A 26,475-nucleotide genomic window follows, 5' to 3' on the forward strand; every position below is an offset into this window, starting at 1 on the left:
CATGACTGCCCACGTCGTCCTCTACCATACTGCTGCCTGCCCTTACTGCGTGCGCGCCGAGCGCCTGCTGGAAGCCAAGGGCGTGACCGAGATCGAGCGCATCCGCGTCGACCTGGACCCGCAGCAGCGCGTCACCATGATGGAACGCACTGGCCGCCGCACCGTGCCCCAGATCTACGTGGGCGATACGCACGTGGGCGGCTTCGACGACCTGTACGCGCTCGACCAGGCCGGGCGCCTCGATCCGCTGCTAAAGGGCGAAGCCGCCTGAGGCAAGCGCGGCAACGGCAGCGCGAATGCTGTCCGGGCCGCGCTGCGCCTTGTCGAACCGGCGCCGGAGAATGCTATTTAATCCGAATTGGTTTTGATACAATTACCGACGCCTTGAAGGAACCTCGAACGATCGTGGCCGGCTCGGCTGCAGGTTGGTCGAGGTTTCCTACATTCGGACATCAAAAACCGGTGCGCGGTAGAAATCCTGCGACGCGGGTTGGAGACTCCCCTGCATGCATCTGGAACGGACATCACCGTTCTTCTTACAATTAAATGAAAGCGTTCCATGGCTGACGAAAACCTGCAACCCGTATTCCAAATCCAGCGTATTTACCTGAAGGATATGTCGCTGGAACAACCGAATTCCCCGGCAATCTTCCTCGAGCAGGAAGCCCCGACCATCGAGGTGTCGCTGGACGTCGGCGCCGAAGCCATCGCCGATGGCATCTACGAATCCACCGTGACCATCACCGTGACCGCCAAGGTCAAGGACAAGGTCGCTTTCCTGGTCGAAGGCAAGCAGGGCGGCATCTTCGAAGCCCGCAACATCCCGGCCGACCAGATGGATCCGCTGCTCGGCATCGGCTGCCCGAACATCATCTATCCTTACCTGCGCAGCAACATCGCCGACCTGATCACCCGCGCCGGCTTCCCGCCCGTGCACCTGGCCGAGATCAACTTCGAGGTGTTCTACCAACAGCGCCGCCAGGCCCTGGCCGAGCAGGCAGCCACCGCCGGCCAGCCGATCGGCAACCAGTAAACCGCTCCTTGCGGGCGCCTGGAACCGGCGCAGCGCGCATCGCCCATCGGCGTCTCCGGCGCCGCTGCAGCGCGCAGCACGGTCACGAGGCGTCCGCGCCAGGCGTTCCGCCCGTGTCATGGACGGGACGCCGGTCCTGCCTTTTGGCGTTCGTCGTTTCCAAAGGCCTCGTCATGCATCGTTCCCATCCTTTTCGTTTCGGTCGCCTGCTGACCGGCAGCGCATTGCTGCTGTACTCGCTTGGCGCGCACGCGTTCGACTTCAAGACGGTCGGCGCGCGTCCGGTGATCCTGTACGACGCACCCTCGCTCAAGGGCGCCAGGCTGTACGTCGCGCCCAGCGGCATGCCGGTCGAGATCGTCCTCGGCTACGGCGACTGGGTCAAGGTGCGCGACGCCGGCGGCGACGTGGCCTGGACCGAAGCCAAGGGCCTGTCCGCCAGGCGCAACGTGATCGTGCGCAGCGCCGCGGCCAAGGTCCGCGCCACGCCGGACGAGGCCGCGCCGGTCCTGATGACGGCCGACAAGAACGTCCTGCTCGAACTGGTCGATCCGGACGCAGGCCCGTGGGTGCGCGTGCGCCATCGCGACGGCATCAGCGGCTACGTCAAAACGTCCGACGTCTGGGGCCTCTAGCCAATTATTCCATGCAAGAATCCAAACAAGCTCAAGCCATCACCGTCCTCGGCGCCGGCGCCTGGGGTACGGCGGTGGCGATTTCGCTGGCCGCGCGCCACGACGTCCTGCTGTGGGGGCGCAATCCCGCCCAGATGGCGGCGGCGGCGGCCGCGCGCGAAAACGTCGACTACCTGCCCGGCCATCCGTTGCCGGCGACGCTGCGCGTGGGCGCCGATGTCGAGGCCGCCATCGATCACGTGACCGGCGCCGCCGCCGCCGCTGCCGGCGCCACGCCGCTGCTGATCGCGGCCTGCCCGGTGGCCGGACTGCGGCCGCTGCTGCAACAGCTGAAGGGTAAGCGCATTCCCAACATCGTCTGGCTGTGCAAAGGCTTCGAGTACGACACCGGCCTGCTGCCGCACCAGGTGGTGCGCGAGGTGCTGGGGGACGAGATCGAGGGCGCTGCGCTGTCCGGCCCTTCGTTCGCCCAGGAAGTGGCGCGCGGCCTGCCCTGTGCGCTGACCGTGGCTTCCACCTCGGCCGCCTTGCGCGAGCGCGTGGTCGGCCTGGTGCATGGCGGCAGCACGCGCGTGTATGCCTGCGACGACCTGGTCGGCGTGGAAGTCGGCGGCGCCGTCAAGAATATCCTGGCGATCGCCACCGGTACCGCCGACGGGCTCGGCCTGGGCCTGAATGCGCGCGCGGCGCTGATCACCCGCGGCCTGGCCGAGATCACGCGCCTGGGCACGGCCCTGGGCGGGCATGCCGGCACCTTCATGGGCCTGACCGGGATGGGAGATTTGATCCTGACCTGCACCGGGGACCTGTCACGCAACCGCCGCGTGGGCCTGGCACTGGCGCAGGGCAAGCCGCTGGATGCCATCGTGCGCGAACTGGGTCACGTGGCCGAGGGTGTGCCGTGCGCCAAGGCGGTACGCGAACTGGCGCACAAGCTGGGGGTGGACATGCCGATCACCGATGCGGTGGCGGGGGTCTTGTTCGATGGCGATTCGGCGGTGGATATGGTCGGCAAGCTGCTCGCGCGCGATCCGCGCAACGAATTGGCGTGAAAACGATTTTGCCGGGAGAGATGGCGTGACGGCGGCCGAGCCGCCCACCCTACGCCGATCGCATCGTCCGCAGGGTCCGGCCAGATTACCGGGCCGGTCGGACATGCCGGCGCAGGGCCGGCATCGGATCAGGCGCTTGGAACGGTGCGCGCGTCGGTGCGGGTCGGGCCGCCATTGTTGTCGCCGGGGTGCAGCAGGATGGTCATCAGCGCCACCGCGTCTTGGTTGGCGCGGATCGCGTGCGGCTCGCCGCCGGCCAGGTAGACCATTTCGTTCGGCGCCAGGATGGTGGTGCGGCCGTGGGCGCTGAAAGCGATCTCGCCTTCCAGGCACAACAGCGTCATCTCGCCTTCGACCCAATGTTCCGGCATCGGTTTTTCCTTGGGCAGCACGAGCCGGATCAATTCCATGTGGTCAGTCTTGATCAGCGCGATCGATGTGAAATTCGCGATGTCGTCTTCGTCGCGCTCGAGTGCGATCCGTTCGCCCGATACTGCATGTTGTAAGGCCATCTTGCTCTCCTATTCCGAAACCCGTCAGGCGCCGTGCGCTACGCCGGCCGGGAATCCCTGTCATTCATGAGTTTGCGGTACGCCGCGCAGCCAGGTCACCAGCGCGGTGGCGTCCTTGAATCCCTGCGCGAGCCGCGGCACCAGTTGTTCCGGTTTGTCCAGGTCCAGCTTGACCTCGATCCAGACGAAATAACTTTTCAACTTCAGGTACTCGACCAGCGGGTGCGTTGCATCGAAGCCCTTCGGTGGGCGCTGCAGCTTGTCTTCCGGGTTGAGGTCGCCATACGTCTCGCGCAGATGTTTATTCTTCAACATTTTCGCAAATCCTGTCGCATCGTTGACCACGTGCTCGCGGATCGCTTTCAGGCGCGCTGCCGGCGGCAGGTACTCGCCGGCGCCGAACAACAGCGTGCCGTCGGCTTCGATGTGGAAATAATAGGTCGGGCCGCCGCCTTCGCTGGGACGGCGCTTATTGCCCGGCGCAATGCCCGCCGAAAAATGCGTTTTATAGGGGGTCTTGTCGTGCGCGAAACGGGTATCGCGCTGGAAGCGGAACATCGCCTTTTTCGGATCGCAGGCGGCAACTTGCCGGTCGAACTTGCCGAGCTCGCGAATCAGTTCGGTGAGCACCTCCGCGAATTCGGTGCGCAGGATATCGTAGCGAGGCTTGTTCCAGAGGAACCAGGGACGGTTGTTGTTTTCCTTGAGTTCGGCGAGAAATCGGGTCAGGTCGTGCAGGTGCATGGGTTATCCGGTGGAGTCGGTCGATAAATGGGGCAAAGTCCAGATGTCAAGGCGATTGGCGCGGCCGGCGTCCGACCGTCACGGCCAGCGTGGCTTCGCGGTTCTTGCGCATTACCGTCATGGGCGTCTTTTCGCCCGGCGGCAGGTCGGCGATCCGGTTCATCATGTCGTTGGTGTTGGCGATCTTTTTGCCATTGATCGCCAGCAGGATGTCGCCCGGCTGCATGCCGGCGCGGTCGGCCGGGCCACCGCGCACGATGCCGGCGATGATGGCGCCGCGGTCGCGGCCCAGCCCGAAACTGTCGGCCAGTTCGGGCGTGATGTCCTGCGATTCGATGCCGATCCAGCCGCGCACCACCTGCCCGTGCTTGACGATGGCGTCCAGCACGTTCTTGGCGGTCGACACGGGAATGGCGAAGCCGATGCCGACCGAGCCGCCGGTCTGCGAATAGATCGCCGAATTGATCCCGAGCAGGTTGCCGCGGCTGTCGACCAGCGCCCCGCCCGAGTTGCCGAAGTTGATCGCGGCGTCGGTCTGGATGAAATTCTCGAAATGGTTGATGTGCAGGTTGTTGCGCCCCAGCGCCGAAATGATGCCGAGGGTGACGGTCTGGCCGACGCCGAACGGGTTGCCGATCGCCAGCACCACGTCGCCCACGCGCGCCTGGCCCGGCTCGCCCAGCACGATCACCGGCAGCTTGTCTTCCTTGATGCGGATGACGGCGAGGTCCGTTTCCGGATCGGTGCCGACGATGCTGGCCGCCGCCTTCCTGCCGTCGGCCAGCCCGACCTCGATCTCGTCGGCGCCATCGATGACATGGAAATTGGTCAGGATATAACCGTCGCTGCTGACGATCACGCCCGAGCCCAGGCTGGCCATCTGTTCTTGCGGCGGCAACTTGTCGCCGAAGAAGCGGCGGAACAGCGGATCCTTCAACAGCGGATGGCCGCCGCGCAGCGCCTTGCTGGTCAAAATGTTGACCACCGCCGGCATCGCCTTCCCCGCCGCCTCGCGGTAGCTGCCGGGCGCGCTGCCGAGTGCGCCCGGCGCCTGCAGTACCGGCACGGCGCGGCCGGGCGCGCCGAGGCCGACCCGGGTCGGCGCGCGCTCGATCCAGGCCGGGCGCACCGCCGCCAGCACGGCGTAGATGCCGAGCGCGATGGTGACGGTTTGCGCGAACAGGAGCCAGGTGCGGCGCATCAGGGAATCCGGTGGCGCGGCGTCAGCGGCCGTTCTTCAGCGCGTCGCGGATTTCGCGCAGAAGCAGCACGTCTTCGGGCGTCGGCGCCACGGCCGGCTTGGCCTCTTCCGGCGTATGGAACTGGTTGCGCAGGCGGTTCATCAGGCGCACCATCTGGAAGATGACAAAGGCCAGGATCAGGAAGTTCAGCAGGATGGTGAGGAAGTTACCGTATGCCAGCACCGCGCCCGCCTTTTTCGCTTCCGCCAGCGGCAAGCCATAACCCTGGTGGTTCAAGGGAATGTAGTAGTTGGCGAAATCCAGGCCGCCGAACAGCTTGCCGATCGGCGGCATGATCACGTCCTGCACCAGCGAATCGACGATGCGGCCGAAGGCGCCGCCGATGATGACGCCGACCGCCAGGTCGACCACGTTGCCCTTGATTGCGAACTTCCTGAATTCTTCCAGCATCGCCATCCGTTTCTCCTTGTCGTTGTTGCATGCGTCCTAGGGATGATACAGGATGCGGCGCCCGGCCGAAGCCGGCCACTATTGCGCGGCGGACCGGCCGTATGCAGCAGGAATAACTTGATGAAACGCGCTTGGCGGGGGCGTATACCACAAAATCGGTTTTTCTTTAGTTTGTAAAAGTGTTCACATATAATCGATTGTTGCAAGTAAGGTCTTTACCTGGCTGCAACGTATTGCAGCGCAACATTTCGCATTTGACGAATGGAGTTGGTATGAGTAATGAGAAGCAGGTCGATTCAGGCCGGCGAGGCTTGCTCGTGGCTACATGCGCGGCGGGTGGTGTCGTCGGAGTGTCAACGGCGGGTGTACTGGTCAGTACGCTGCAGCCGTCCGAGCGGGCGAAAGCGGCCGGTGCACCGGTCGAAGTCGATATCTCCGACGTCAAACCCGGCGAAATGAAGGTTGCCGAGTGGCGCGGCAAGCCGGTGTGGATCTTGCGGCGCACTCCCGAAATGCTGGCCACGCTGAAGCAGAACGACAGCCTGGTCGCCGATCCCGATTCCGACAAGAGTTTCCAGCTCGACGTCCCCAAATACGCCAAGAACGAATTCCGCGCCTACGCAAAGCACAAGGAAGTGCTGGTAGTGGTCGGCATCTGCTCCCACCTGGGCTGCTCGCCCTCTTCCCGCTTCACCGAAGGTCCGCAACCGAATTTGCCCGATGACTGGCACGGCGGTTTCCTGTGCCCCTGTCACGGCTCCACCTTCGACTTGTCCGGCCGCGTGTTCAAGAACAAGCCGGCGCCAAGCAACCTCGATGTCCCCCCGTACATGTACCTGTCCGATAACAAGCTTCTGATCGGTAAAGACGACGAAAAAGGCGAGGCATAACATGGGCGCTGCATTCAAGGAAACCAAACTGCCGGCGGATGCGCCGAAGGGGCGCAAGGCCCTGGCCTGGGTCGACGACCGTTTTCCGCTGTCGAAATTGTGGAACGACCAATGGGGCCGTTACTACGCGCCAAAGAATTTCAACGTCTGGTACCTGTTCGGCTCGCTGGCCATGCTGGTGCTGGTGCTGCAGATCGTCACCGGCATCTTCTTGACCATGTACTACAAGCCGGACTCGAACCTGGCGTTCGGCTCGGTCGAATACATCATGAAGGAAGTGTCGTGGGGCTGGCTGGTGCGCTACATGCACTCGACCGGCGCCTCGGCCTTCTTCATCGTGGTCTACCTGCACATGACGCGCGGATTGCTGTACGGATCGTATCGCAAGCCGCGCGAACTGATCTGGCTGTTCGGCTTCGCCATCTTCCTGTGCCTGATGGCCGAAGCCTTCTTCGGCTACCTGCTGCCGTGGGGACAGATGTCGTACTGGGGCGCGCAGGTGATCGTCAACCTGTTCGGCGCGATTCCCTTCATCGGCAACGATCTATCTCTGTGGATCCGCGGCGACTACGTGGTGTCGGACGCCACCCTGAACCGCTTCTTCGCCTTCCACGTGATCGCCATCCCGCTGGTCTTGCTGGGACTGGTGGCAGCGCACCTGATCGCGCTGCACGAAGTCGGCTCCAACAATCCGGACGGCATCGAGGTCAAGGACAACATCGGGCCGGACGGCCATCCTGTGGATGCGATTCCCTCGCACCCGTACTACAGCACCAAGGATTTCTTCGGCGTCTCGGTATTCCTGCTGATCTATAGCTCGGTGGTATTCTTCGCGCCGGAAATGGGCGGCTACTTCCTCGAGTACAACAACTTCCTGCCGGCCGATTCCCTCAAGACGCCGCCGCACATCGCGCCGACCTGGTACTTCACGCCGTTTTACTCGGTCCTGCGCGCCACCACGTCCGACTTCATGTGGGTGGTGATGGCCGGCCTGGCCGCCTACGTCGTATTCATCTGGCTGCGTTCGCGCCTGTCGTATAAAACCAAGATCGCGGTGACGGTGCTGGCGGTGGTGATCGAGATCGGCATGCTGCCGCAGGTGCTGGATGCGAAATTCTGGGGGGTGGTGCTGTTCGGCTCAGCGGTGGTGATTTTGTCGCTGCTGCCCTGGCTGGATCACTCGCCGGTACGCTCGATCCGCTACCGTCCGGACTGGCACAAGGCGGTGTACGCCGTGTTCTTCGTGGCCTTCGTGACGCTGGGCTACCTCGGCACGCAACTGCCGACGCCGGCCTACACGCTGATCGCCCAGATCGCGACCTTGCTGTACTTTGGCTTTTTCCTCCTGATGCCGTGGTGGAGCACGATGGGCCGCTTCAAGCCCTTGCCCAAGCGCCTCACCTTCACGCCGCATTGACTTCCGGACCCCGAGCCAAAGGACAACCATGAACTTGTCGAAAAAAATCCTCGCGGTCCTTGCCTTCGTGACCCTGCTCCCGGGCATGTCGCTGGCCAACGAAGGCGGCGCCCAGCTCGACCGCGCGCCGGACCGCACCGACATCGCCTCGCTGCAGAATGGCGCCAAGCTGTTCGTCAACTATTGCCTGAACTGCCATTCGGCATCGTCGATGCGCTACAACCGCCTGCGCGACCTGGGCTTGAGCGAAGACCAGATCAAGAACAACCTGTTGTTTTCCGGCGAAAAGGTCGGTGACATGATGACGGTCGCGCTGCGCCCGGCAGATGCGAAAGCCTGGTTCGGCGCGGTGCCTCCGGACTTGACCATCATCGCGCGCGCACGCGCTTCCGCTGCCGGCAGCGGCGGCGACTACCTGTACACCTATTTGCGCACCTTCTACAAGGACGACACCCGCCCCACCGGCTGGAACAACCTGGTGGTGCCGAACGTGGCGATGCCGCACGTGCTGTGGCAATTGCAGGGCGTGCGCACCATCAAGATGGTGGAGGAAGCCGACCCGCACGAAAAGGGCAAGACCGTGCACCGCTTTGCCGGTTTCGAGCAGGTCAGCAAGGGCAGCATGACACCCCAGGAATTCGATACGCAGATCGCCGACCTGGTCGCCTACATGGAATGGATGGCCGAACCGAGCCGCGACCTGCGCAAGCGCCTGGGTGCGATTGTGGTCCTGTTCCTGGCCGCATTCGCGTTTCTTGCCTGGCGTCTGAATGCTTCATATTGGAAAGACGTAAAGTGACTTGATTGCCCGGTTATAATGCAGGCATTCTATTTTGGGGTGAGCCTTTCGGCTTTCACCCCTTTGTTCTTGAAGGAACTGTAAACCATGATGGTTCTCTACTCCGGCACGACGTGCCCGTTCTCCCAACGTTGCCGCCTGGTCCTGTTCGAAAAAGGCATGGACTTCGAAGTGCGCGACGTGGACCTGTTTAACAAGCCCGAAGACATCTCGACCATGAACCCGTACGGCCAGGTGCCGATCCTGGTCGAGCGCGAGCTGATCCTGTACGAATCGAACATCATCAACGAGTACATCGACGAGCGCTTTCCGCATCCGCAACTGATGCCGGCCGACCCGCTGATGCGCGCGCGCGCGCGCCTGATGCTGTTCAACTTCGAAAAAGAATTGTTCGTGCACGTGAACACGCTCGAAAACGAGCGCAACAAGGTGACCGACAAGAGCCACGACAAGGCGCGCGCCGAAATCCGCGACCGCCTGACCACGCTGGCTCCGCTGTTCCTGAAGAACAAGTACATGCTGGGCGACGAGTTCTCGATGCTGGACGTGGCGATCGCTCCGCTGCTGTGGCGCCTGGACCACTACGGCATCGAACTGTCGAAGACCGCGGCCCCGCTGATGAAGTACGCCGAGCGCATCTTCTCGCGCCCGGCCTACATCGAAGCGCTGACCCCATCCGAAAAGGTGATGCGCCGCTAAGGCGGCTGCGCCGAACCGGCCCGGCGGCGTGGGCGCCGCCGGATCCCGTCGCGTGCCGGTTTGTTTCGACGCTACCTGCGAATCGAAGTACACTGCACGCGACATCTGTTTCTTTTGATTGCGAACATGTCCGATATTTCCACCAAACCGTACCTGCTGCGCGCCATCTACGAATGGTGCACGGACAGCGGCTTCACGCCCTACCTGGCGGTCAAGGTCGACGCCGCGACCACGGTGCCGATGGAATACGTCAAAAAGGGCGAGATCATCCTGAACATCAGCTTCGGCGCGACCTCGGGCCTCAAGATGGACAACGATGCCATCGCCTTCCGCGCCCGCTTCAACGGCATCTCGCGCGAGCTGTACATCCCGGTGCACAACGTCTTGGCGATCTATGCCAACGAGAACGGGCAAGGGATGGCGTTCGACGTTTCGGCCAGCGCGGCCGAGCTGGAACCGGCGCCCGCTTCCGCACCGACCGCGGTGCCGTCGGAGCCTGCTTCCATTCCTGCTTCCGTGCCGGGACTGGCGGCAGTGCCGGCCAAGAACAGCGATGCGCCGGCTGCCGAGGCGCCGTCGTCGCCGGACGACAACGACGAGCCGCCGAAAAAAGGCGGGCGTCCTACGTTGACCCGGATCAAATGAGGGTATAATCCTGGCCACATCGCCGGCTTAGCTCATCAGGTAGAGCAGTTGATTTGTAATCATCAGGTGGCGGGTTCGAGTCCTGCAGCCGGCACCAATATAATCAAGCACTTAGCCCAGCCTTCGTGGTTGGGCTTTTGCTTTCAGGGGTTCATGTAACCGCTGTATAACCCGTTTGCGTCAGGAAATGGGTTGATCGGCTAACAACGCCGTTATCGCGGCCCACAGCGCAGAAGGTCACGCCCCAACCTTTCGCCTTCCTGCAATATCTTCGCCTGGATCGCCTTGGCATTAGTCAGGTCGGCAGGCTCAAGCTGTCGACTGGCGGCATCCGAATAACAGTAGCCGCCTTCGACACTCGGGTTCGACAAATAAATAGCTGGTACCTCAGCATTACCTGGATAGCAGTGCGACTTTACTTCGGTCGCGAACACCACATCGTCTACCCCGTCTCCATTCAGTTCCACATAGACGGGGTCAGAAGTCCGTGCGCAGTTATCGTAGTTCGCCTGAGACGGAACTTTTATCAATACAGAGTCTTTCAGATCCGCAGACAAAGTCAAAAGTCGGCCATAGGTAGTCGCGACGCCTGAAAACCGAACATGGAGAAGCGCAAGTAGTCGCTTGTCAGGCAGCGCCGAGTTCCAGCGCAAAAACGTCTCTTTTTGCTTGAGAACTGGTGCATTCTCAGCCAAATCGTCCTGGCGCTCGTCGTTTTCCTTTTCAGCACCACAGGATTACTAATATCCCCAAGGAATACGATACGTTTTTTCGCCATCAGCGCTTGAGAAATCGCCTGCTTGCTCGTCAGTACGGAAACAAATGTGGGATACCTGTTGATTATCCTTGCACACCGTCCAATTTACGCGAGCGCCCCGCCGATCGAGATCGTTCACTTTGCGTTGCTTGGATTTGATTTGCCGGTCCAGGTCAGCCACCTGTCCTTGCAAATCCACCGTTTGATGCCTTAATTGCTGCACTATTTGGCGACGGTCCGCAATTTCGTCTTCCGATGGCAGCGTCCGGCCCAAGATCAGCCATCCGGCCACGAAGAGCAGGAGTTGCAGTAGTGCGGCCAAACCGAAGAGGCGCCATCCAAATCCCTGTGCAGCTTGGACATAGCGGGCACGCGCCCGTTCAGCGGCGGCGTCCGCTTCCGAAAATTTATGTTGCAGTAACTCCGCCGCCTTTTTCGCGGTAGTGTCGGACGCGCCTTCAATCAGCAGGACCGTGTCGCGCGACAGCGTGCTGATCTTCTGCTCTACCGCGATGCGAAGCTGCTCCAGCGCCGTGATCGCCCGGTGAGTCCTCTGCTCGTCCTCGTACGTGGCCTCCAATACCTTCCCGGCCGCGTCCAGCAGGCGTTCGACCGTTTTCTCATGCGTTTCCTGAGATGGTTTCATCGTGTGATTTCCTGTTCAGGTCCGTCGATGGACCTTTCACGGGCCCGCCCCAAGCGATGCCCCAGTTCCCGTTCCAGTAAAAGTTCACGCTGCATGCGCTGCTGATGAAGTGCGATCCACTGTCGATGGCTGAGGCGCAACTCAAGCATGTCGAGCAACTGGGCGTAGCGTAGCGAGCCATTTGCATGCGCGACCAGGATCAATCCCCCGGACCCTACCATACCGCCGTCCTGAGTCTGCTTTACCCACCGTAAGTAAGCGGCCTCGCGATCCGAGCGTGTGGCGGGGCGATCCTCCGCGACCTCTCGGGCAAGTCGCTCGATAAACACCTCCAGACGGTCGCGCTTGCCTCGCTCGCGTGGAAACGCGTCCAGATAGGGCACAGTCCGCGCAATGACACCGTGCTCGGCTGACGGCGCCGTTTCGACATACCAGTGCACATCACGAGAGATCGCTTGGAACTCCGGATTGTCGACCAAGCCGGCAGACAACTTCCGATGCCGACTGCGCTCTTTTGAATCACGGTTGTCTTCCGCCTTGAACTCAATCAAGCGAACGACACCCGGGAATTCCAACAACAGGTCGCCCAACAGCGTATCGGCCGGGGTTTGCTGGAGCAAATTGACCACGCTAGTGGTCATGCCTGACGAACGATGCGCACGAACCGCAAACCCGAGCCCATATAGAAATTTCCAATGATGATATTTTCGTAAAGTTTCATACCTTGGCTGTTACTGCTGGAATAGTTCTAAGTAGTAACATGAATCGCCCCGGATTTTGAGGAGGCTCCATTGTTTGAGAGAATGGAGCTATGAAGAAGCAACCGAAGTATTCACCTGAAGTTATCGAGCGCGCTGTGCGCATGGTCAGCGAAGCTGGCAGCGAGTATCCGTCGCAGTGGGCAGCGATCACATCCATCGCAGCCAAGATCGGCTGTACGCCTGAAACGCTGCGTCGTTGGATACGCCAGCAAGAAACCGATACCGGCCAGCGTCCTGGTGTCACTACCGCCGAGCAGGAGCGTATGAAGGCATTGGAGCGGGAGAATCGGGAGCTGCGCAAGGCGAACGAGATCCTACGCCTGGCGAGCGCTTTTTTCGCCCAGGCGGAGCTCGACCGCCGCTTCAAATCGTAAGAGCGTTCATCGACAAGCACCGCCATGCCTACGGCGTCGAGCCGATTTGCAGTGTCATGCAGGTCGCGCCGTCGGGCTACTGGCGTTACGCAGCGAGACGGCGTAACCCGGCATTGCAGTGTCCACGGGCGCAGCGTGATGAAGTCCTGAGCGCCGAGATCGAGCGTGTCTGGCAGGCGAACTTGCAAGTCTATGGGGTCGACAAGGTTTGGCGCCAGCTGAAACGTGAAGGTACTGACGTAGCCCGCTGTACCGTGGAGCGCCTGATGCGTCGCGCCGGCCTGCGTGGCGTTATACGTGGCAAGGTGGTACGCACCACCGTCCCCGATGCGAAAGCGCCGTGCCCACTCGACCGGGTCAACCGTCAATTCAAGGCACAGCGACCGAATCAGTTGTGGGTCAGCGATTTCACGTACGTGTCGACGTGGCAGGGTTTCGTCTACGTAGCCTTCGTTATTGATGTCTTTGCGCGCCGTATCGTAGGCTGGCGCGTCAGCAGTTCGATGCGAACCGACTTCGTGCTCGAAGCCCTGGAGCAGGCGTTGTACGACCGCCAGCCAGAACGCAGCGATGCCTTGGTCCACCATAGCGACAGGGGCTCGCAATACGTCAGCATTCGGTACAGCGAGCGCCTTGCAGAGGCTGGTGTAGAACCTTCCGTGGGCAGCAAGGGCGACAGCTATGACAACGCCCTGGCCGAAACCATCAACGGTTTGTACAAGGCTGAGCTGATCCATCGCCGCGCTCCCTGGAAGACGCGCGAGGCCGTCGAGCTGGCAACCCTGGAATGGGTTGCCTGGTTCAACCATCACCGTCTGCTGGAACCACTCGGCTATATACCGCCGGCGGAAGCTGAGGCAAACTATTACGAGCAGTTGAGCAGTCAAGCCATTCCGGCCTGACTCACATAAACCGGCCTCTACGAAAGCCGGGGCGATTCAACATGCCTGCGTTTTCTTTCTTTGACAACGGACCAGAGCACTGGATCGCCATTGCTCATCCGTACAGCAACCCACGTCATCATCAAGCATTTCTACCGCAGCCTCTTTGGCACGCATCCGGAACTGAAAAACATGTTTAATATGCGCCGCCAGCAGCAGGAGGCGTGGCGCGGGCGGTGCATGCGTACGCGACCAACATCGAGGACCCGGGCTCCCTAGCGGCGGTGCTGGAAGGGATCGCCAACAAACACGCCAGCCTGGGCGTGAAGCCCGAGCAGTACCCGATCGTCGGCGAGTACCTGCTGGCCTCGATCAGGGCCGTACTTGGCGAGGTTGCGACCGAGGACATCATCTCGTCCCGGGCACAGGCCTATGGCAACCTAGCCGACATCCTGATTGGGCGCGAAAGCGAGTTGCGCGAGCAGCGCGCGGATGCGTCGGGCGGCTAGGTTGGGTGGCGCGAATTCGTTGTCGAGGCCAGGCAGCTCAGTGCGTTGCCTGGGCCATTTTCCCTCAGGGGCAAATGGAGCGCCCGACGCATGCAGACCGTGCGAGATCTGTAATGGTCTAATGTCCCCGGACACCTGGATAGGTGGATAACTCACCTTCAGAGGAGTGTACATGACCAGGAAACGTCGCAATAAGGCCAAACAATAAGAACGAATCTATAGAAATGGCGATAGTGACACCTATTCCGAATAAAAAAATACCAGTCACGCGCACTAAATAAAAATTTTCTGCCTTTGATTTGTCTCGATGCTTGGGCGAACCAATAGGCCAATGTATTCTTGCTCGATTAATAGTGAGTCCCAACAAAATAATTCCTGGAAATCCGACAATTGCATGAAATTTCCATGACCCATTCATCTGTGCTACGCCATCTTATGTTAACAGCAATCCTAATACTGCTAAGAAAACAGAAGGAAAAATGCTATCAGCAGCAAACCGCTTCGTTTTTTCATCGGTCATCAGATTCTCCTTTATGCGGTCTTTTGGTTGCTCAACAGAATGGGATCTTAATATAACTGTGGGGTATATAGATTGTACAAGTAAGTTGCAAACCGGAATTTTTTAACACATATCAATACTATTGATATGCTAACAAATTGTACGCAAATCATTGAATTTTGCGATTTGTCAAAGATGCTAACAGGCAATATATTACGATTCTAAACTGCAATTCCTAGATAGACCTGGTCAAACATGTGCAGGAGAATGGCCATCGTGTTTAAGAGAATACCGCCGCACATTTTGCAATCATTGGGTACAAGACAAATCCTAGTGTTGCAGCGGAAAAAATCCGAAGATGGGGTCATTGCGATAATGACTGCTTTTGTCATTGTCATTATGATTGCGATGTTCGGCTTTGCTCTCGATCTCAGCCGATCATATAACCGGAAGATGGAACTACAAAGCGTCGTTGATGCGACTGCCCTAGCGGCGGCCAGTCCACTGGACGGGACATCAGAAGGTATCGACAACGCGGTAAGGGCAGCCGCCGATACTGCCTCCGTCCATAGCTTTTCCTATAATAATGGAATTGTTACATGGTCACCCGATGCACTTACTTTTAGTACTGCCCCTGACGGTGGCACAGTGGGATGGATGGACAGCAACTCAGCCAAAGCCAATGCAGGAAAGGTTTTGTTTGCTCGCGTGGACACTTCCAAGCTCGACCCCAACCATGGACGAGTCGAAAATATATTGATACCTGTTTTGTCATTGCGCTTCGCGGTAACGGACGTAGGGGCCACTGCAATAGCAGGCCGAGATTCACTGAATGTTCTGCCGCTAGCAATCTGTGCAAATTCAGCTACGCCAGCATCGTCTCTATCATCCGGGGAGCTAATTGAATACGGTTTCAGACGCGGTATCAGCTATGACCTGATAAAACCTAATCCAGCGAGCACTGCGCCTCAAAGTTTTCTGGTGAACCCGATCGCCCCTGCGGGTACCATCGGCGCCTCCATGAAAGCACATCTTGATCTCGTCGCCGCCTACGTCTGCACCGGAAAAATAGCCATACCTACACTACAAGGTGGTGATATTACGGTCGAGCAGAATTTTCCGATCGATACGCTTTACAATCACCTTAACTCTCGGTTTGGTACCTATGTTACTCCCTGCGAACCCTCTTCTGCATCCACAGATGCAAGTGTCAAGAGTTTCGACCTTGCGAGCGCAACTTGGATAAAGGCGCAACCCTCTGGCTTGTCTGTCGGACCGTTATGGTCATATGCCAAAGCAGTTAAATACTCATCTTATACGACAAATAGGGGAATCGAACCTACGGCAGGATATACCACGTATTCCGCTACCGTAACTGATTGGGGAACGCTGTATCCTGGACCGCCCGCAGCACAGCCACAATCTTATCCGTCTACCACTCCGTATCAAACAAATGGCGGTACAGGCGCATATAAGACTGCCAAAAACACGCGGGTACTTCGTGTTCCATTGTTGCAGTGCCCTATCACGTCTGGCACACCAACTACAGCGAAGGTGCTAGGAGTTGGGAGATTCTTTATGATGGTACCTGCAAGTACTTCAGCAGTATATGCTGAGTTCGCCGGAATAGAAACTTGGGCTGCTATACGTAGCAATACGAGGCTTTACCGATGAGAGAGAAATACCAAATAGTCAAACAGCGTTTCCAGCGTGGCGTAGCAGCAGTCGAAATGGCCATTGTTTTACCTCTATTGGCGATATTCGTTCTGTCTCCATCAATATTTTGGTCTCTGTATTTTTATCAGTATTCAGTTGTACAAAAAGCGATACATGATGCAGCAATATATCTTTCGACAGCGCCAATGTTGGAAATGACGACAGCAGGCGCTGACGGTAACCCAGTTGCCTTAACAATTGCGAAAAAAATTATTGCGAAAGAATTGGCTGGCATGATTGGCCCTGACCTTAGTATCGTTTGTAGCTATCGGCAAGCGTCTGGGGCTATCATACCCAAGACGTGCAGTGTTTCAGATAATCAGGACTATAGACAATTTTTGGTTCAAATTTATATGTCCAGCAATTTAACCTACATTGATCCATTTACAGGAAATGATAGTGATGTAACAATTTCTCCATACATATCCGTGTCTTATGTGGGAAATTAACATGAAAAAAATTAGACTAAAAATTAAAATTCGACAGGCGGGTGTAGCAGCTGTTGAATTCTCAATCGTTGTGGCGATCTTTCTTATGATAGTTTTTGCTACACTCGAACTAGCACGTGTTCAATATTTGCTGAATACACTAATGGAAGTCACCCGACGTGCTGCCGCTATGGCAGCAGATGCTAACTTCAAGGATCCTGCAGTCCTCCAAACTATTCAGGCAGACGCCGTTTTCCGTAGCTCCGCTGGTGCGCTTGCGCTTGGTACGCCGGTTACTTCGGCCAATGTCACGATAGACTACTTATCGATATCAAAAACCACTCTCGATTTTCAGCATATAACTTCGCTACCGTCATGTCCTGCTCGCAACCGGTGGATTTGCATGAATGATCAGAATGCCGATAATTGCATTCGTTTTGTACGAGCCAGAATCTGCGCGTCGATGGATAACACGGGTAACTGCCAACCCGTCTCATACCAAAAAATTTTTCCATTCCTTGATTTTTCTAATTGGAAGATACCAATTGCCGAGACAATTGTTCCTGCAGGCAGCCTCGGACATATTGTCGGGTCCATGCCTTGTCCTTAACGACATCTGAAATGCTTTTAATCAAAGCTTTTTTAGTATTTTCACCCTTGCCCTTAATTCTTGAATGCGAACAGCATGTCCGCCAATTTCACACCCGAAGCGATGTTATGGATCATCAAAGGTGTATCGTTTGACGACATCCGCTCCGATATGATGCCGATGTGTGGCAAACTATATGGCAACTGCCAGACAACGATATCGCCTGCATGAAAATCAACTGTTTTGTCGGATAGTGCAATCACGGTACCGTGCCGCCGGAAAAAGGTCTCCAGGTTAGGCACACGGCGATGATCGATATTGCGGTCGGTAGACTTCAATCCCATTGTGCGGGATGCGGGTAAGCATTCCACGCAACCCGCATGTCCTTGTGCACCCGCTCCTGCAAGTCGATGCCGAGTTGCCGGTAGGCGCGGATCACGACGTCGGTGCAGACGCCCCGGTCGCTCGGCACGTCGCCATTCGGATACGCGATCCTCTGATAGCTGCCGTCGTAGCGTACCGTAACACCGATCTGCGAATGCGCAGCAGCGACCAGGTCATCTGCCGCACCTGCCGTGGCGACCGATGCCACAAGGAGGGCAGACAGCGGAATGAAACGCAATAAGCGCGTCATGCGGTACTCCAGCAAACCGCAAGACCCAGGGTGCCCGATTCGCACTGACGATCATTTGCGCCTTGTCGCATGTGATCAGCCGGTAAGTGGGGCTGCCTCTATTCGATGACCAGCTCCCGCGTCGCACGAGGCAAGCATCAAGTCAACGCGGCTCGACGGTGCAGCGCGCGACCTCGCCACATGTATCGAACCGGAACCGTACCGGCAAGAACCGCTCGATTACCTGCGCATTGGTGCGCGCATGCATCGATATCTCATCCACGGTGAACCCGCCGCCACCGGCCAGCGCCAAGGGCAGCATCAACTGGTCGCCCAGGTATTCCCCCACGGCGGCGCCGCTGACCAGGTAGCGGCGGGCCTGGTCCACGGCCTGGCGCGCCACCGTTTCGGCGGACACCGATTTCTCGCCGAAGGCGGTGAACACTTCGGTCACGTGCTCGTGTTCGAAAGTCAGCATCAGGGCATTGCCCGGTCCCTGCCCATCCGGCAGGCGGCGCGCCAGCAATTGGTCTTCGCTCCAGTTCATCAACTTGCCGACGCATTCCAGCTCGCGTGCGGCAACACGCGCTGGAATGCCTGCCGTAAAACTTTCCGCATAGGCGGCGCTGCGCGCACCGCGTGCCATCCAGCTACGCGCCAGCAAACGGGCGCACGGCCGCACCTTTGCGATCACTTCACCGCCGCCGGCGGGATAGAAACCGAAGCGCTCCAGGTGGATGTCGATATCGGCACCCATCTCGGCCAGCGCGCGTATCCAGGCACGCTGCAGGAACTGCACCGGCGGCGCCATCGGGTTGTGGGTGCCGCCGGACAGGTGCAGGATCGACGGCGTATCCGCCTCCAACAGCGCCGGCAGTACTGTCTGCAGCACCAGCATGCAGCTGCCGGCGCTGCCGATGGCGAAGCGGTACTCGCCGCCGCGCAGGGCGCCGGGAATGAATTCCAGGTCCTGGCTGCCGAGCGCGGCGCCGCTCACTTGGGCGCCGCAGATTTCGGCGGCGGCCTGCACCGCCACCAGGTGCTGGCGCATCAGGCCGGGTTTCACCCGGTTGGCGCGGATGCGCCGGATGTGGAACGGTTGCCGGGTGATCATCGACAGCGTCATGGCGCTGCGCAGGATCTGCCCGCCGCCCTCCCCGCTTGCCCCATCCAGTTCGATCATGATGTTTCCATTTTGATGATTATCCCTTGACGCACACGATCTGCTTGAGCGTGTGCACCACTTCGACTAGGTCGTCCTGCGCCTGCATCACCGCATCGATGTCCTTGTACGCCATCGGAATCTCGTCGATCACGCCTTCGTCCTTGCGGCATTCGACGCCTTCGGTGGCGCGCACCTGGTCGTCGACCGAGTAGCGGCGCTTGGCTTCGGTGCGGCTCATGGTGCGGCCGGCGCCGTGGCTGCAGCTGTTGAAACTCTCGGGGTTGCCCTTGCCGCGCACGATGAAGCTTTTCGCGCCCATCGAGCCGGGAATGATGCCGAGTTCGCCCTTCTGCGCCGACACTGCCCCCTTGCGCGTGACCAGCACGTCGCGGCCGAAATGGTTTTCCTTCTGCACGTAATTGTGGTGGCAATTTACCGCTTCCAGGTGCGTCTCGAACGGCTTCCTGATCACCGTGCGTACTGCCGCGATCAGGTTGCGCATCATGACTTCGCGGTTCATGCGCGCGAACTTCTGCGCCCAGCCGACCGCTTCCACGTAGTCATCATAATGCTGGGTGCCTTCGGTCAGGTAGGCCAGGTCCTTGTCCGGCAGGTTGGCGATATGGCTGCGCATGTCGTGCTTGGCCAGTTCGATGAAGTGCGAACCGATCGCGTTGCCGACGCCGCGCGAACCGGAATGCAGCATGAACCACACAAAACCCTGCTCGTCGAGGCAGATCTCGATGAAGTGGTTGCCGGTGCTTTCCCGGATTGACAAGATGTTGTCAACTCGTAATAATTGCTATAATTTCTTTGCTAATCAACCACATACATGCCACCCATAGAGGCGCCACCCAACAAATCAAAGCTGACAATTATCAGCCACAACCTGCTTCGGACTTCTTCCGCAGACTGGAAAGAGCCAACACATCTGTTCAAACGCATACAGGGGACGGCACTGACAGCAGTCATTGCTGAAGCGAACAGAGCAGGGTCTACGAGTGCGACGTACAGCCGTCGACGCTCCTTGCTCATGTTCGACTGCATGCTTCGCGTCATCGACGAGCCGGCAAAAACTTCAGTGCTAGAGCTCGGGACAAAGAGATTCGGAGAGCTTCAAGACATTTTCTACGGCGCCCTTGCTTCCGACAACTTTAACGCCTTAACCTCAGCTTCGCGCATGGACTTTGCGCGGGCGTTCTATAACGTTTTCAAAGGCTTAAAAGAACATAACCTTCAGGTTTGTCCAGCATCATTTATACCCAATTCAAACAAGAGTTTGCCTGCAGAGCTTGCTCACTTATTCGACAATATAGCCCTCAATAGTGAAGAAGTCTTAGAACTGCAACCATTTCTTCTGGAGTCAAAAGCTGGCAAGGAATATAACGTCCTGTTAGCACCAATGGTCCCACATTTGGGTCTCGCGTTCACCCGACGGTTTCATAATGCGCTTCGTAGTATCGCAATAGCAAAGGCCAAGGATGCCGCGCTACGTGATTTCGGCACGACATTCGCAAAATTCGTAGAGATCCAATCTTCAAAAGAAAATACGGTGACGGAAAGTAAACTCAACGATCCTGGGCTCGTCCATGAAGTACTTGTTGATTTTATGACGCATCATTTTATGAAGAAATACAGCATGAAACAGGGCGCTCAAAAAAGCACGCTAGCCAATCTGCAAAAGCTGTGGACTCGATACAGTATTTACTGGTCCGAATTAGCACGTGAAGCGGTCGTAACGGTACCCCTATCCGGCTTCCCAATAGGTAAGCGAAGCCTCAGTTATATACCTGGGGTTCTGCACAACCGGAAAAAACGCAATGACGACTCCGCAAATCATGGCGAAAGCAATACCAATTTAAAACCAGATCCTAATGGTGAGACAATAACCGACAGTGTAACTTATAAGCTCCTAACGCCCGTGCCTCTACATTTGAGTGACGAGGCAACGACACAACTTATTTTTAAACAGATTAACAAGGACTTCGAAACCGCTCAAACATGGCTTGATTCTCATGCAGAACAGATGTGGCAGAATTATCAAGTTGGTCTGAAAATGGCAGGGTCCGAGCCTTATGTATTCTTGAGTGATACGCAACTCGTTGAAACACTTGATCCGACGAGGAACCCAAATGCCCTAATCGAAGCGCTTCGATATTTTAAGCATCAGCACGATGGATATGTTGATACAACTCGAGTTGTGACCCCAGCTTATCCGAGGAGAGTGGCTCGAGACGGCGTAAGTAAGAATAAAATCGGTCCTCTTCTTGGAATCCCTAATCGTGAAGACGCGATGGCGATAATCGGCTATTTAGCTAGTGCGGACGGGCGCTTTTCAGAGGCGGCATTAGCAACGGCCGAGATTTATGACCGCGATAATAGGCGAATAAATGCCGTCAATAGTGGGAATAATACATTAACTCTCAGCGTACTCAAAGAACGAGCGGGGAACTCGGGATGGCATGATGTCGTCATCTCTGGACGAGCTTATGAACATGTCCGACGCTGGCTGGTGCTGACGGCGCCACTGCGTGCCTACATGCGAAAGAATGAAATCAAAGGCTGGCAAAACCTTTTCATTTACGCTAGCACGCCACTTGGCAAGCCAACCTGCTTCGATCGAACAAGTAATATAAATTCGGCATTCCGCAAGTTCGCGAAGCGAAACTCTATCATTCTAGGCGCGCTCACTGAAATTGTGAGTATTTCTCGTATTCGATCTCAGAAAGGGATCATTGCTTTTCTTAAAAACTTTGACATTAAGGCAATGGCACGTGAGCTCGGCAACGACGAGGAAACCTCCATGCGTCACTATCTCCCGGATGCGATCTGGGACTATTTCGCTGTTCGTTGGATTCGCATCTTTCAAAATCTTCTCATCGTGGAGGCTACTAGAGAGACCCCTTATATGGCACGGGCCTTGATGTTTGAAACTGCTACCGAGCTAGATGAGTTTCTCAAAACTCATGCACTTCAACCCTTGATACAAATCCAGGACGAAGACAAGTCGCTTTCCGAGCTGCGTGTCGATGTTATAGAAGAAACTGAGGCACAGTCCAAACCAAAAGTTCAAGAGCTCATGGTGGCCGCAAGCCACGAGATCTTTGTGGCTTTACTTTCCGTGAAATCTGCAGTGAACCACGCATTAGAAAGCGGTCAGAAGGTACATGACAAAGCTCTCTATTGGTACGAATTCACGAAACGACTACAAACTCACATCGAAAGTGATGCGTTTTTTGACCGCGGCATTAAGAAACTCTTTGCGAATGCAGCGAATAATCTGTGTTCCGATAACTACGCTAAGGCAATCCGTGCTTAATCCACTACCTGATGAACTTTCTTTCATCAACGAGCATCGTCTCACAAAGGCCACTATCGCCAAACCAAAATGGCTGCTTAACGAAGTCGAAGAGAACCTTTGGTATTGCATTTTTGGAAACTCCGTCATTTATATAGATTTCTCGATTGCATTAGCGAATGGATCACTTCTAACGCATTGCGCAAATTCGACGTTGCTTGATGCAATTAAACAGTACCTTTGCGCACTAACTCACCCCTCAGCTGTCGGAACCGTAGTCCGAGCGGAAAACACCGGGAAACAATTGCTTCGCAGGGCACTCCATGTTTTAGACCATTTTCTTATTTGTGGAAGCTTCGTCAGCGTCCATGGAACTGAGTATCGTCAGCTCTCAAAGAACGATATCCATCATTTTATTGCAACAATATCGGCTAGTCGATCAATCAAGACTAATATATACGAGCCCGAGCGACGGATTACCGATTTCGTACGAACTTTAAAAGTCACGCCGGGGGAGATAGCGTCAGCAAAGAAGCGCGTGCCCGGCATTTTCCGCACCGAGTCATGTGATCTCCCGGAAGGAGTCTCGGAAGAACAACTTAAGATTGCCCGCGTCTGGCTCTACGTTAATAAATTCTACATACCGGGATCGCGCGACGACCTATTCAAATATGAGGTATCGGCAACTCGACTTCTCAACTACCTCATCGGAAAAAAAGTACTTTCGAATCTCAAGTTCGATAATCTGGAACTTGATTACTTATGCTTCGAGCCACGTGAACAGTTTGTACGTGAGTTCCAGTCTATTTCTGTTGCGCCAGGCTCCGAAGACGAGCGGGCAGGCATTGAATATGTGCAAAGTTATCTACAGATTCTGAGCATCATGGGACACGAAATTACTGCTGACCACGCCTTATTAACTTATGATGCATTGACGGCGCTGGATGAGAAGGAGGTACTTAAGCACGGCCAGTTAAAGGCTAAACAACGGTTTGCCACCCTGCCATTTGAGATTGCCAACCTCAGCCTTAGGCGCGCCATTGAGTTCTACCTTGAGTACGGCGAGGATCTTGTCAACTATTATCTGACATTAGCAGAGAAAAATTGGCAGGGTGAATGGCTCGAGAATGTTCCATTGTCATTAATGAAGCTTGGTGTCCGAAGGTTCAAAAACACCCAAGTCTCGGCTAAAGATTTTTTCGCCGAACTTCGCAATGGGGTGAGCTTGTATCAAATGCTACAGGTCTTACTCGGCGCGATTATCGTGATCGTAAATACTTTAATGGCAAGGCGCGACGCGGAATTACGCGGCTTGACGAGCTCAAGTATTGTACCAGACGGGCCCTATTTCTTTCTAGCCTTTGATTTAGGTAAGGCCAACCTTGGTGAAGTTAGAGAAAGAGTTTTACGTCCTATTCCCCCCCTCGGCGCCGAGGCGCTGGGCTTGCTTGCGAGGCTAAGCGAACAACTCAATAGCATGGGATATCAATCTTCTCATACCTTATTTCAGCGTTTTAAATATGGAAATCTCGCAGATTCAACGCCTTACGGCACTACAGAAGGGACAAGGATATGGTTAAGATTATGTCTTAACCGCTTTTGTGACTACATCGAAATCCCAACTGATGAAAATAGCTGCAGGCACTATATTCGGCCTCATCAACTGCGGCGAAATTTCGCAATGATCTTCTTTTGGCAGGGCAGCTTCGGCGGTATTGAAGTGCTTCGTTACTTCCTTGGTCATCAGAGGCCTTCCGAGACCTATCGTTATGTTACCGAGTCATTAAAAGGATCTGTTTTGCGCCGAGTAAAAGCTAAAGTGGCAGCGGAACTCATAAAAGCTGACAGCAGCGCCACAGACTCTTTAGCTCAATTTATCTGCGAACGCCATGGCATTACGTTGGATGATCTTCACGTGTTGCCCGAGACAGATGTAATTGACTATATCGAAGACCTCTTGAGTTCGAAAGAAGCGGAAATCGAGCCGGAGTTCGTCGATGGTCCCAATGGGGAAGAATATAAAATCTTGTATAAAATTTGCGCCGTAAGGTCGCTGTCTGGAGAATTCAATGGCTGACAAAGATTACGACGTTGTATTTGGTGCCGAGTACACGTCGCCGGCAAGACGCTCGGTTGTTGCCGAGTTGCAGTTATTGAAGGAATGCTGTAATAATTTATCGGGCATTGAAGAACCATTGCGCGCATTACTCTTGGACAAGCTTAAAAGCCAAGGGGGCTTAGCTTCACTGGAGTGGAAGGAAAGAAGCATTGTGAACATGTCCCTAAATACCCATAAGAGCGCCGCAGGAGATGTCATCGTAGGCGGCTTTAAAACGATAGATGTATACCGTAAGGCTGCGCTAGAAAAACTTCAAGAGCATCTTGTTCTCTCCACGAGGCCTACCCGGGGCACCATTGCTTGGCACAAAACAGAAAGTCAGGCAAAGTCAGATGAGAACGATCTTTTAATTGACGAAATAATGCTTCTGACAGGTCGCCTCGGAAGTGTGATGGATTACGCTCGCGAACTCGCATCTAAAGCCAACAAGTCAGAAGAATTTCTTGCTCTACAGAGTGAGCTGTTGAGAAGGTTTCCGATTCGTTCAAAATAATGGATATTTCTAAGAAGCTCTATCGGCTTACCTCGGACGGATTTCGCTATCCATGGTCAGTCTGGAAAGAAGAGGTTAACTTTAAGCCCGGGGAAAATATCCCGTTGTTGTTTTGGCCCGATGGTTCAGTATGTTGGCTTGCTAATCTTTACCTACTCAAGGGATATAAAGATGGCAAGTCAAGGCGGAACAATGGCGGAACCCTTCTTACCTACGCAAAAAATTTAAGTCCTTTCATCCGATGGTGCTACGAGAACGAATTAGACTTTTTCGATCTAGAAGAACCGGACTTCGTTTCGTTTGTTACCGATCTCAGAGATGAGACCGCGAAAAATGCGCCGACAAAAAGCGTGCGTGGACTCAAACAAGTCAACACTATTGCGGGGGCTGTCATGAACTTCCTTGCATTCGTTGACGGCATTATGCCTGGACTTGGATTGCTGGGTTCTAACGGTAAGATCAAGGCCGAGCTTAAGAGTATAGAGTTGAAGAAGCGCGGAAAAACAATTTATGTAAAAAAATGGACACACCATTGTCTGCCAAGGGATAACCCCACAAGAAGACGTCAACCTATTTCAACCGATGCCATCGATAAACTTCACAACGCCAATGATTCTTCAAGTGAATCGGGGTTCGTTAAGCGGCGGCGATACGTTATGCTACGGCTTTTCGAAATTACCGGTGGACGTCGAATTGAGGCCTCTCTGGTAAAAATTAACGATTTGCTAGAGGCCGAAAGGACTGGACTGCTCCGCATCTTTAGCGCAAAACAAGGGGACGACGAAGCAGTACGATTTGTACCTGTTCCGAAAGTGGATCTAAAAGACATCCTATCCTTCGTCAAGATTTACCGCAATCCAATTGTTAGAAAAACTATTGGCATAGCAAATGATCATGGCTATTTATTTATAAATTCTAAGAATGGTAAGCATTTACAAGTCGATACGCTCGGGTCCGAATTGTATGAAATCCGGATTGCTGCTGGCATCGATGATGAAGAGGTATGCCTTCATGCCTTTCGTCATCGCTACGTTACTGAACAGCTGCGTCGGCTGATTCGCACTCAGCGCTGTGAATCCGTGAGTGATCTTAAGAAAGCTTTGCTTTCAATGGAGTCGTTAAAACAGCAACTCATGGAGTGGACCGGGCACTCTAATATGGAGTCGCTGGACTGGTACATTCACCATGCATTTGAAACTGAAACGGGCTTCAGGGAGTCGCTTGACATCCTCCAAGCGAGCAAAGTAGTCGAGTCATTGCATTTCATTATCAAAGACTATCAGAATCAAGCGCAGGCAGGTGGTTGGTCGCCTCAACTATTCAAAGAGTTCGAGAGCGTGGTCGCGACAGCCGCGCTCGAGCTATCACAGCTTTTTGCTGCTCAACGTGTGGGTGAGGTAACGCCCTTAAAAGTGTATGAATCTTAGATTATTCGACTGGCAGCCTCTAGCGACAGGTTAGCATTTCCAACGAGGTACGATAGCAATAGGCCATAATACCTATGCAACACGGACGAAACGCTTACTTGTAGATTCGTTATGCCGATCTC

At 55.9% G+C, this 26,475-nt stretch carries 27 protein-coding genes, 1 tRNA gene, 2 pseudogenes and 1 other annotated feature; of the genes and pseudogenes, 19 read left to right on the forward strand and 11 right to left on the reverse strand.

Features of this window, described 5'->3' with window-relative positions:
* The first annotated feature begins 1 nt into the window (after position 1).
* From grxC to HH212_RS07055, 4 genes are all read left to right on the forward strand, one after another.
* Positions 2-271, forward strand: coding sequence for a glutaredoxin 3 (grxC, locus tag HH212_RS07040; RefSeq protein ID WP_169434758.1), 270 nt, complete (start codon positions 2-4; stop codon positions 269-271).
* 288 nt (positions 272-559) lie between these two features.
* On the forward strand, positions 560-1,033 hold the full coding sequence (gene secB / locus HH212_RS07045) for a protein-export chaperone SecB (RefSeq protein ID WP_169434759.1): 474 nt from the start codon (positions 560-562) through the stop codon (positions 1,031-1,033).
* Between the two features lie 173 nt (positions 1,034-1,206).
* Positions 1,207-1,668, forward strand: coding sequence for an SH3 domain-containing protein (locus HH212_RS07050; RefSeq protein ID WP_169434760.1), 462 nt, complete (start codon positions 1,207-1,209; stop codon positions 1,666-1,668).
* Between the two features lie 11 nt (positions 1,669-1,679).
* Positions 1,680-2,720, forward strand: a complete 1,041-nt coding sequence (locus HH212_RS07055; RefSeq protein ID WP_169434761.1) for an NAD(P)H-dependent glycerol-3-phosphate dehydrogenase — start codon at positions 1,680-1,682, stop codon at positions 2,718-2,720.
* 128 nt (positions 2,721-2,848) lie between these two features.
* On the opposite strand, the gene HH212_RS07060 is transcribed toward HH212_RS07055, so the two are convergent.
* The 4 genes from HH212_RS07060 to mscL are packed head-to-tail and all read right to left on the reverse strand — an operon-like array spanning position 2,849 to position 5,634.
* Complete coding sequence (locus HH212_RS07060; protein ID WP_169434762.1) at positions 2,849-3,232, reverse strand: cupin domain-containing protein; 384 nt, start codon at positions 3,230-3,232, stop codon at positions 2,849-2,851.
* Positions 3,233-3,292: 60 nt separating this feature from the next.
* Positions 3,293-3,976 carry a DUF2461 domain-containing protein gene (locus HH212_RS07065; RefSeq protein WP_169434763.1) on the reverse strand — a complete coding sequence of 228 codons (684 nt, stop codon included), beginning with the start codon at positions 3,974-3,976 and terminating at the stop codon, positions 3,293-3,295.
* 46 nt (positions 3,977-4,022) lie between these two features.
* Positions 4,023-5,177: a Do family serine endopeptidase gene (locus HH212_RS07070; RefSeq protein ID WP_169434764.1), complete on the reverse strand. Its 1,155-nt coding sequence runs from the start codon at positions 5,175-5,177 to the stop codon at positions 4,023-4,025.
* Positions 5,178-5,199: 22 nt separating this feature from the next.
* Positions 5,200-5,634 carry a large conductance mechanosensitive channel protein MscL gene (mscL, locus tag HH212_RS07075; protein ID WP_169434765.1) on the reverse strand — a complete coding sequence of 145 codons (435 nt, stop codon included), beginning with the start codon at positions 5,632-5,634 and terminating at the stop codon, positions 5,200-5,202.
* Positions 5,635-5,900: 266 nt separating this feature from the next.
* Here mscL and petA point away from each other — a divergent pair, with 266 nt between their 5' ends.
* From petA to HH212_RS07105, 6 genes are all read left to right on the forward strand, one after another.
* Positions 5,901-6,518, forward strand: coding sequence for a ubiquinol-cytochrome c reductase iron-sulfur subunit (petA, locus tag HH212_RS07080; RefSeq protein WP_169434766.1), 618 nt, complete (start codon positions 5,901-5,903; stop codon positions 6,516-6,518).
* Position 6,519: 1 nt separating this feature from the next.
* On the forward strand, positions 6,520-7,935 hold the full coding sequence (locus HH212_RS07085; RefSeq protein WP_169434767.1) for a cytochrome b: 1,416 nt from the start codon (positions 6,520-6,522) through the stop codon (positions 7,933-7,935).
* Positions 7,936-7,963: 28 nt separating this feature from the next.
* Positions 7,964-8,734, forward strand: a complete 771-nt coding sequence (locus HH212_RS07090; protein ID WP_169434768.1) for a cytochrome c1 — start codon at positions 7,964-7,966, stop codon at positions 8,732-8,734.
* A gap of 87 nt (positions 8,735-8,821) precedes the next feature.
* Positions 8,822-9,433 carry a glutathione S-transferase N-terminal domain-containing protein gene (locus tag HH212_RS07095; protein WP_169434769.1) on the forward strand — a complete coding sequence of 204 codons (612 nt, stop codon included), beginning with the start codon at positions 8,822-8,824 and terminating at the stop codon, positions 9,431-9,433.
* A 126-nt stretch (positions 9,434-9,559) separates the two neighbouring features.
* Complete coding sequence (locus HH212_RS07100) at positions 9,560-10,078, forward strand: ClpXP protease specificity-enhancing factor (protein ID WP_169434770.1); 519 nt, start codon at positions 9,560-9,562, stop codon at positions 10,076-10,078.
* A 21-nt stretch (positions 10,079-10,099) separates the two neighbouring features.
* Positions 10,100-10,175: transfer RNA gene (locus HH212_RS07105), tRNA-Thr, on the forward strand.
* 115 nt (positions 10,176-10,290) lie between these two features.
* Here HH212_RS07105 and HH212_RS07110 read toward each other — a convergent pair.
* Genes HH212_RS07110 through HH212_RS07120 form a run of 3 tightly spaced genes read right to left on the reverse strand, consistent with a single transcriptional unit; the run spans position 10,291 to position 12,122 of the window.
* Positions 10,291-10,773, reverse strand: coding sequence for a hypothetical protein (locus HH212_RS07110; protein WP_169434771.1), 483 nt, complete (start codon positions 10,771-10,773; stop codon positions 10,291-10,293).
* A gap of 45 nt (positions 10,774-10,818) precedes the next feature.
* Positions 10,819-11,481 carry a hypothetical protein gene (locus HH212_RS07115; protein ID WP_169434772.1) on the reverse strand — a complete coding sequence of 221 codons (663 nt, stop codon included), beginning with the start codon at positions 11,479-11,481 and terminating at the stop codon, positions 10,819-10,821.
* The gene (locus HH212_RS07120; RefSeq protein WP_229217615.1) at positions 11,478-12,122 is read right to left on the reverse strand and encodes a hypothetical protein; all 645 of its coding nucleotides are present in this window, start codon (positions 12,120-12,122) and stop codon (positions 11,478-11,480) included. Before HH212_RS07120 ends, HH212_RS07115 begins: the two co-directional genes overlap by 4 nt.
* A gap of 170 nt (positions 12,123-12,292) precedes the next feature.
* On the opposite strand from HH212_RS07120, the gene HH212_RS07125 reads away from it, so the two are divergent.
* The 5 genes and pseudogenes from HH212_RS07125 (at position 12,293) to HH212_RS07145 (ending at position 17,259) form a co-directional block, all read left to right on the forward strand.
* Positions 12,293-13,518 (forward strand): IS3 family transposase gene (locus HH212_RS07125; protein WP_169434306.1). Its coding sequence is split into 2 segments (ribosomal slippage): positions 12,293-12,572 and positions 12,572-13,518, totalling 1,227 coding nucleotides; the frame shifts between segments, so codons are not numbered across the junction.
* Positions 12,571-12,687, forward strand: a sequence feature (AL1L pseudoknot). Its footprint overlaps the gene before it by 117 nt.
* Positions 13,519-13,635: 117 nt before the next feature.
* Positions 13,636-14,003 (forward strand): annotated as a pseudogene (locus tag HH212_RS07130) (globin domain-containing protein); the annotation flags it as partial.
* Between the two features lie 769 nt (positions 14,004-14,772).
* The gene (locus HH212_RS07135; RefSeq protein ID WP_169434773.1) at positions 14,773-16,179 is read left to right on the forward strand and encodes a pilus assembly protein TadG-related protein; all 1,407 of its coding nucleotides are present in this window, start codon (positions 14,773-14,775) and stop codon (positions 16,177-16,179) included.
* Complete coding sequence (locus HH212_RS07140) at positions 16,176-16,670, forward strand: TadE family protein (RefSeq protein WP_169434774.1); 495 nt, start codon at positions 16,176-16,178, stop codon at positions 16,668-16,670. Before HH212_RS07135 ends, HH212_RS07140 begins: the two co-directional genes overlap by 4 nt.
* Before the next feature lies 1 nt (position 16,671).
* Positions 16,672-17,259, forward strand: a complete 588-nt coding sequence (locus HH212_RS07145) for a TadE/TadG family type IV pilus assembly protein (protein ID WP_169434775.1) — start codon at positions 16,672-16,674, stop codon at positions 17,257-17,259.
* 53 nt (positions 17,260-17,312) lie between these two features.
* Here HH212_RS07145 and HH212_RS27050 read toward each other — a convergent pair whose 3' ends face one another.
* From HH212_RS27050 to HH212_RS07160, 4 genes and pseudogenes are all read right to left on the reverse strand, one after another.
* Positions 17,313-17,576, reverse strand: coding sequence for a DUF1287 domain-containing protein (locus tag HH212_RS27050; protein WP_211172466.1), 264 nt, complete (start codon positions 17,574-17,576; stop codon positions 17,313-17,315).
* Positions 17,573-17,872 (reverse strand): DUF1287 domain-containing protein, encoded by a 300-nt coding sequence (locus HH212_RS27055; protein WP_211172467.1) that lies wholly within the window; start codon positions 17,870-17,872, stop codon positions 17,573-17,575. The genes HH212_RS27050 and HH212_RS27055 overlap by 4 nt, the downstream gene beginning before the upstream one ends.
* Before the next feature lie 142 nt (positions 17,873-18,014).
* Positions 18,015-19,034 carry an RNA 3'-terminal phosphate cyclase gene (gene rtcA / locus HH212_RS07155; protein WP_169434776.1) on the reverse strand — a complete coding sequence of 340 codons (1,020 nt, stop codon included), beginning with the start codon at positions 19,032-19,034 and terminating at the stop codon, positions 18,015-18,017.
* Between the two features lie 19 nt (positions 19,035-19,053).
* Positions 19,054-19,776: pseudogene (locus tag HH212_RS07160) on the reverse strand (RtcB family protein); the annotation flags it as partial.
* 72 nt (positions 19,777-19,848) lie between these two features.
* Here HH212_RS07160 and HH212_RS07165 point away from each other — a divergent pair.
* The 4 genes from HH212_RS07165 to HH212_RS07180 are packed head-to-tail and all read left to right on the forward strand — an operon-like array spanning position 19,849 to position 26,353.
* On the forward strand, positions 19,849-22,335 hold the full coding sequence (locus HH212_RS07165) for a hypothetical protein (RefSeq protein WP_169434777.1): 2,487 nt from the start codon (positions 19,849-19,851) through the stop codon (positions 22,333-22,335).
* Complete coding sequence (locus HH212_RS07170) at positions 22,328-24,391, forward strand: site-specific integrase (protein ID WP_169434778.1); 2,064 nt, start codon at positions 22,328-22,330, stop codon at positions 24,389-24,391. Before HH212_RS07165 ends, HH212_RS07170 begins: the two co-directional genes overlap by 8 nt.
* Complete coding sequence (locus HH212_RS07175; RefSeq protein WP_169434779.1) at positions 24,384-24,926, forward strand: hypothetical protein; 543 nt, start codon at positions 24,384-24,386, stop codon at positions 24,924-24,926. The genes HH212_RS07170 and HH212_RS07175 overlap by 8 nt, the downstream gene beginning before the upstream one ends.
* Positions 24,926-26,353, forward strand: a complete 1,428-nt coding sequence (locus HH212_RS07180) for a tyrosine-type recombinase/integrase (protein ID WP_169434780.1) — start codon at positions 24,926-24,928, stop codon at positions 26,351-26,353. The genes HH212_RS07175 and HH212_RS07180 overlap by 1 nt, the downstream gene beginning before the upstream one ends.
* Positions 26,354-26,475: the final 122 nt, after the last annotated feature.

Source organism: Massilia forsythiae, assembly GCF_012849555.1.
Classification (GTDB): Bacteria; Pseudomonadota; Gammaproteobacteria; order Burkholderiales; family Burkholderiaceae_D; genus Telluria; species Telluria forsythiae.

Bases quoted from the DNA above. Each gene is read 5' to 3' on its own strand.
- grxC (WP_169434758.1), top strand. From the start codon at position 2: ATGACTGCCCACGTCGTCCTCTACCATACTGCTGCCTGCCCTTACTGC.
- secB (WP_169434759.1), top strand. From the start codon at position 560: ATGGCTGACGAAAACCTGCAACCCGTATTCCAAATCCAGCGTATTTAC.
- HH212_RS07050 (WP_169434760.1), top strand. From the start codon at position 1,207: ATGCATCGTTCCCATCCTTTTCGTTTCGGTCGCCTGCTGACCGGCAGC.
- HH212_RS07055 (WP_169434761.1), top strand. From the start codon at position 1,680: ATGCAAGAATCCAAACAAGCTCAAGCCATCACCGTCCTCGGCGCCGGC.
- HH212_RS07060 (WP_169434762.1), bottom strand. From the start codon at position 3,232: ATGGCCTTACAACATGCAGTATCGGGCGAACGGATCGCACTCGAGCGC.
- HH212_RS07065 (WP_169434763.1), bottom strand. From the start codon at position 3,976: ATGCACCTGCACGACCTGACCCGATTTCTCGCCGAACTCAAGGAAAAC.
- HH212_RS07070 (WP_169434764.1), bottom strand. From the start codon at position 5,177: ATGCGCCGCACCTGGCTCCTGTTCGCGCAAACCGTCACCATCGCGCTC.
- mscL (WP_169434765.1), bottom strand. From the start codon at position 5,634: ATGGCGATGCTGGAAGAATTCAGGAAGTTCGCAATCAAGGGCAACGTG.
- petA (WP_169434766.1), top strand. From the start codon at position 5,901: ATGAGTAATGAGAAGCAGGTCGATTCAGGCCGGCGAGGCTTGCTCGTG.
- HH212_RS07085 (WP_169434767.1), top strand. From the start codon at position 6,520: ATGGGCGCTGCATTCAAGGAAACCAAACTGCCGGCGGATGCGCCGAAG.
- HH212_RS07090 (WP_169434768.1), top strand. From the start codon at position 7,964: ATGAACTTGTCGAAAAAAATCCTCGCGGTCCTTGCCTTCGTGACCCTG.
- HH212_RS07095 (WP_169434769.1), top strand. From the start codon at position 8,822: ATGATGGTTCTCTACTCCGGCACGACGTGCCCGTTCTCCCAACGTTGC.
- HH212_RS07100 (WP_169434770.1), top strand. From the start codon at position 9,560: ATGTCCGATATTTCCACCAAACCGTACCTGCTGCGCGCCATCTACGAA.
- HH212_RS07115 (WP_169434772.1), bottom strand. From the start codon at position 11,481: ATGAAACCATCTCAGGAAACGCATGAGAAAACGGTCGAACGCCTGCTG.
- HH212_RS07120 (WP_229217615.1), bottom strand. From the start codon at position 12,122: ATGACCACTAGCGTGGTCAATTTGCTCCAGCAAACCCCGGCCGATACG.
- HH212_RS07135 (WP_169434773.1), top strand. From the start codon at position 14,773: ATGGCCATCGTGTTTAAGAGAATACCGCCGCACATTTTGCAATCATTG.
- HH212_RS07140 (WP_169434774.1), top strand. From the start codon at position 16,176: ATGAGAGAGAAATACCAAATAGTCAAACAGCGTTTCCAGCGTGGCGTA.
- HH212_RS07145 (WP_169434775.1), top strand. From the start codon at position 16,672: ATGAAAAAAATTAGACTAAAAATTAAAATTCGACAGGCGGGTGTAGCA.
- HH212_RS27055 (WP_211172467.1), bottom strand. From the start codon at position 17,872: ATGACGCGCTTATTGCGTTTCATTCCGCTGTCTGCCCTCCTTGTGGCA.
- rtcA (WP_169434776.1), bottom strand. From the start codon at position 19,034: ATGATCGAACTGGATGGGGCAAGCGGGGAGGGCGGCGGGCAGATCCTG.
- HH212_RS07165 (WP_169434777.1), top strand. From the start codon at position 19,849: ATGCCACCCATAGAGGCGCCACCCAACAAATCAAAGCTGACAATTATC.
- HH212_RS07175 (WP_169434779.1), top strand. From the start codon at position 24,384: ATGGCTGACAAAGATTACGACGTTGTATTTGGTGCCGAGTACACGTCG.
- HH212_RS07180 (WP_169434780.1), top strand. From the start codon at position 24,926: ATGGATATTTCTAAGAAGCTCTATCGGCTTACCTCGGACGGATTTCGC.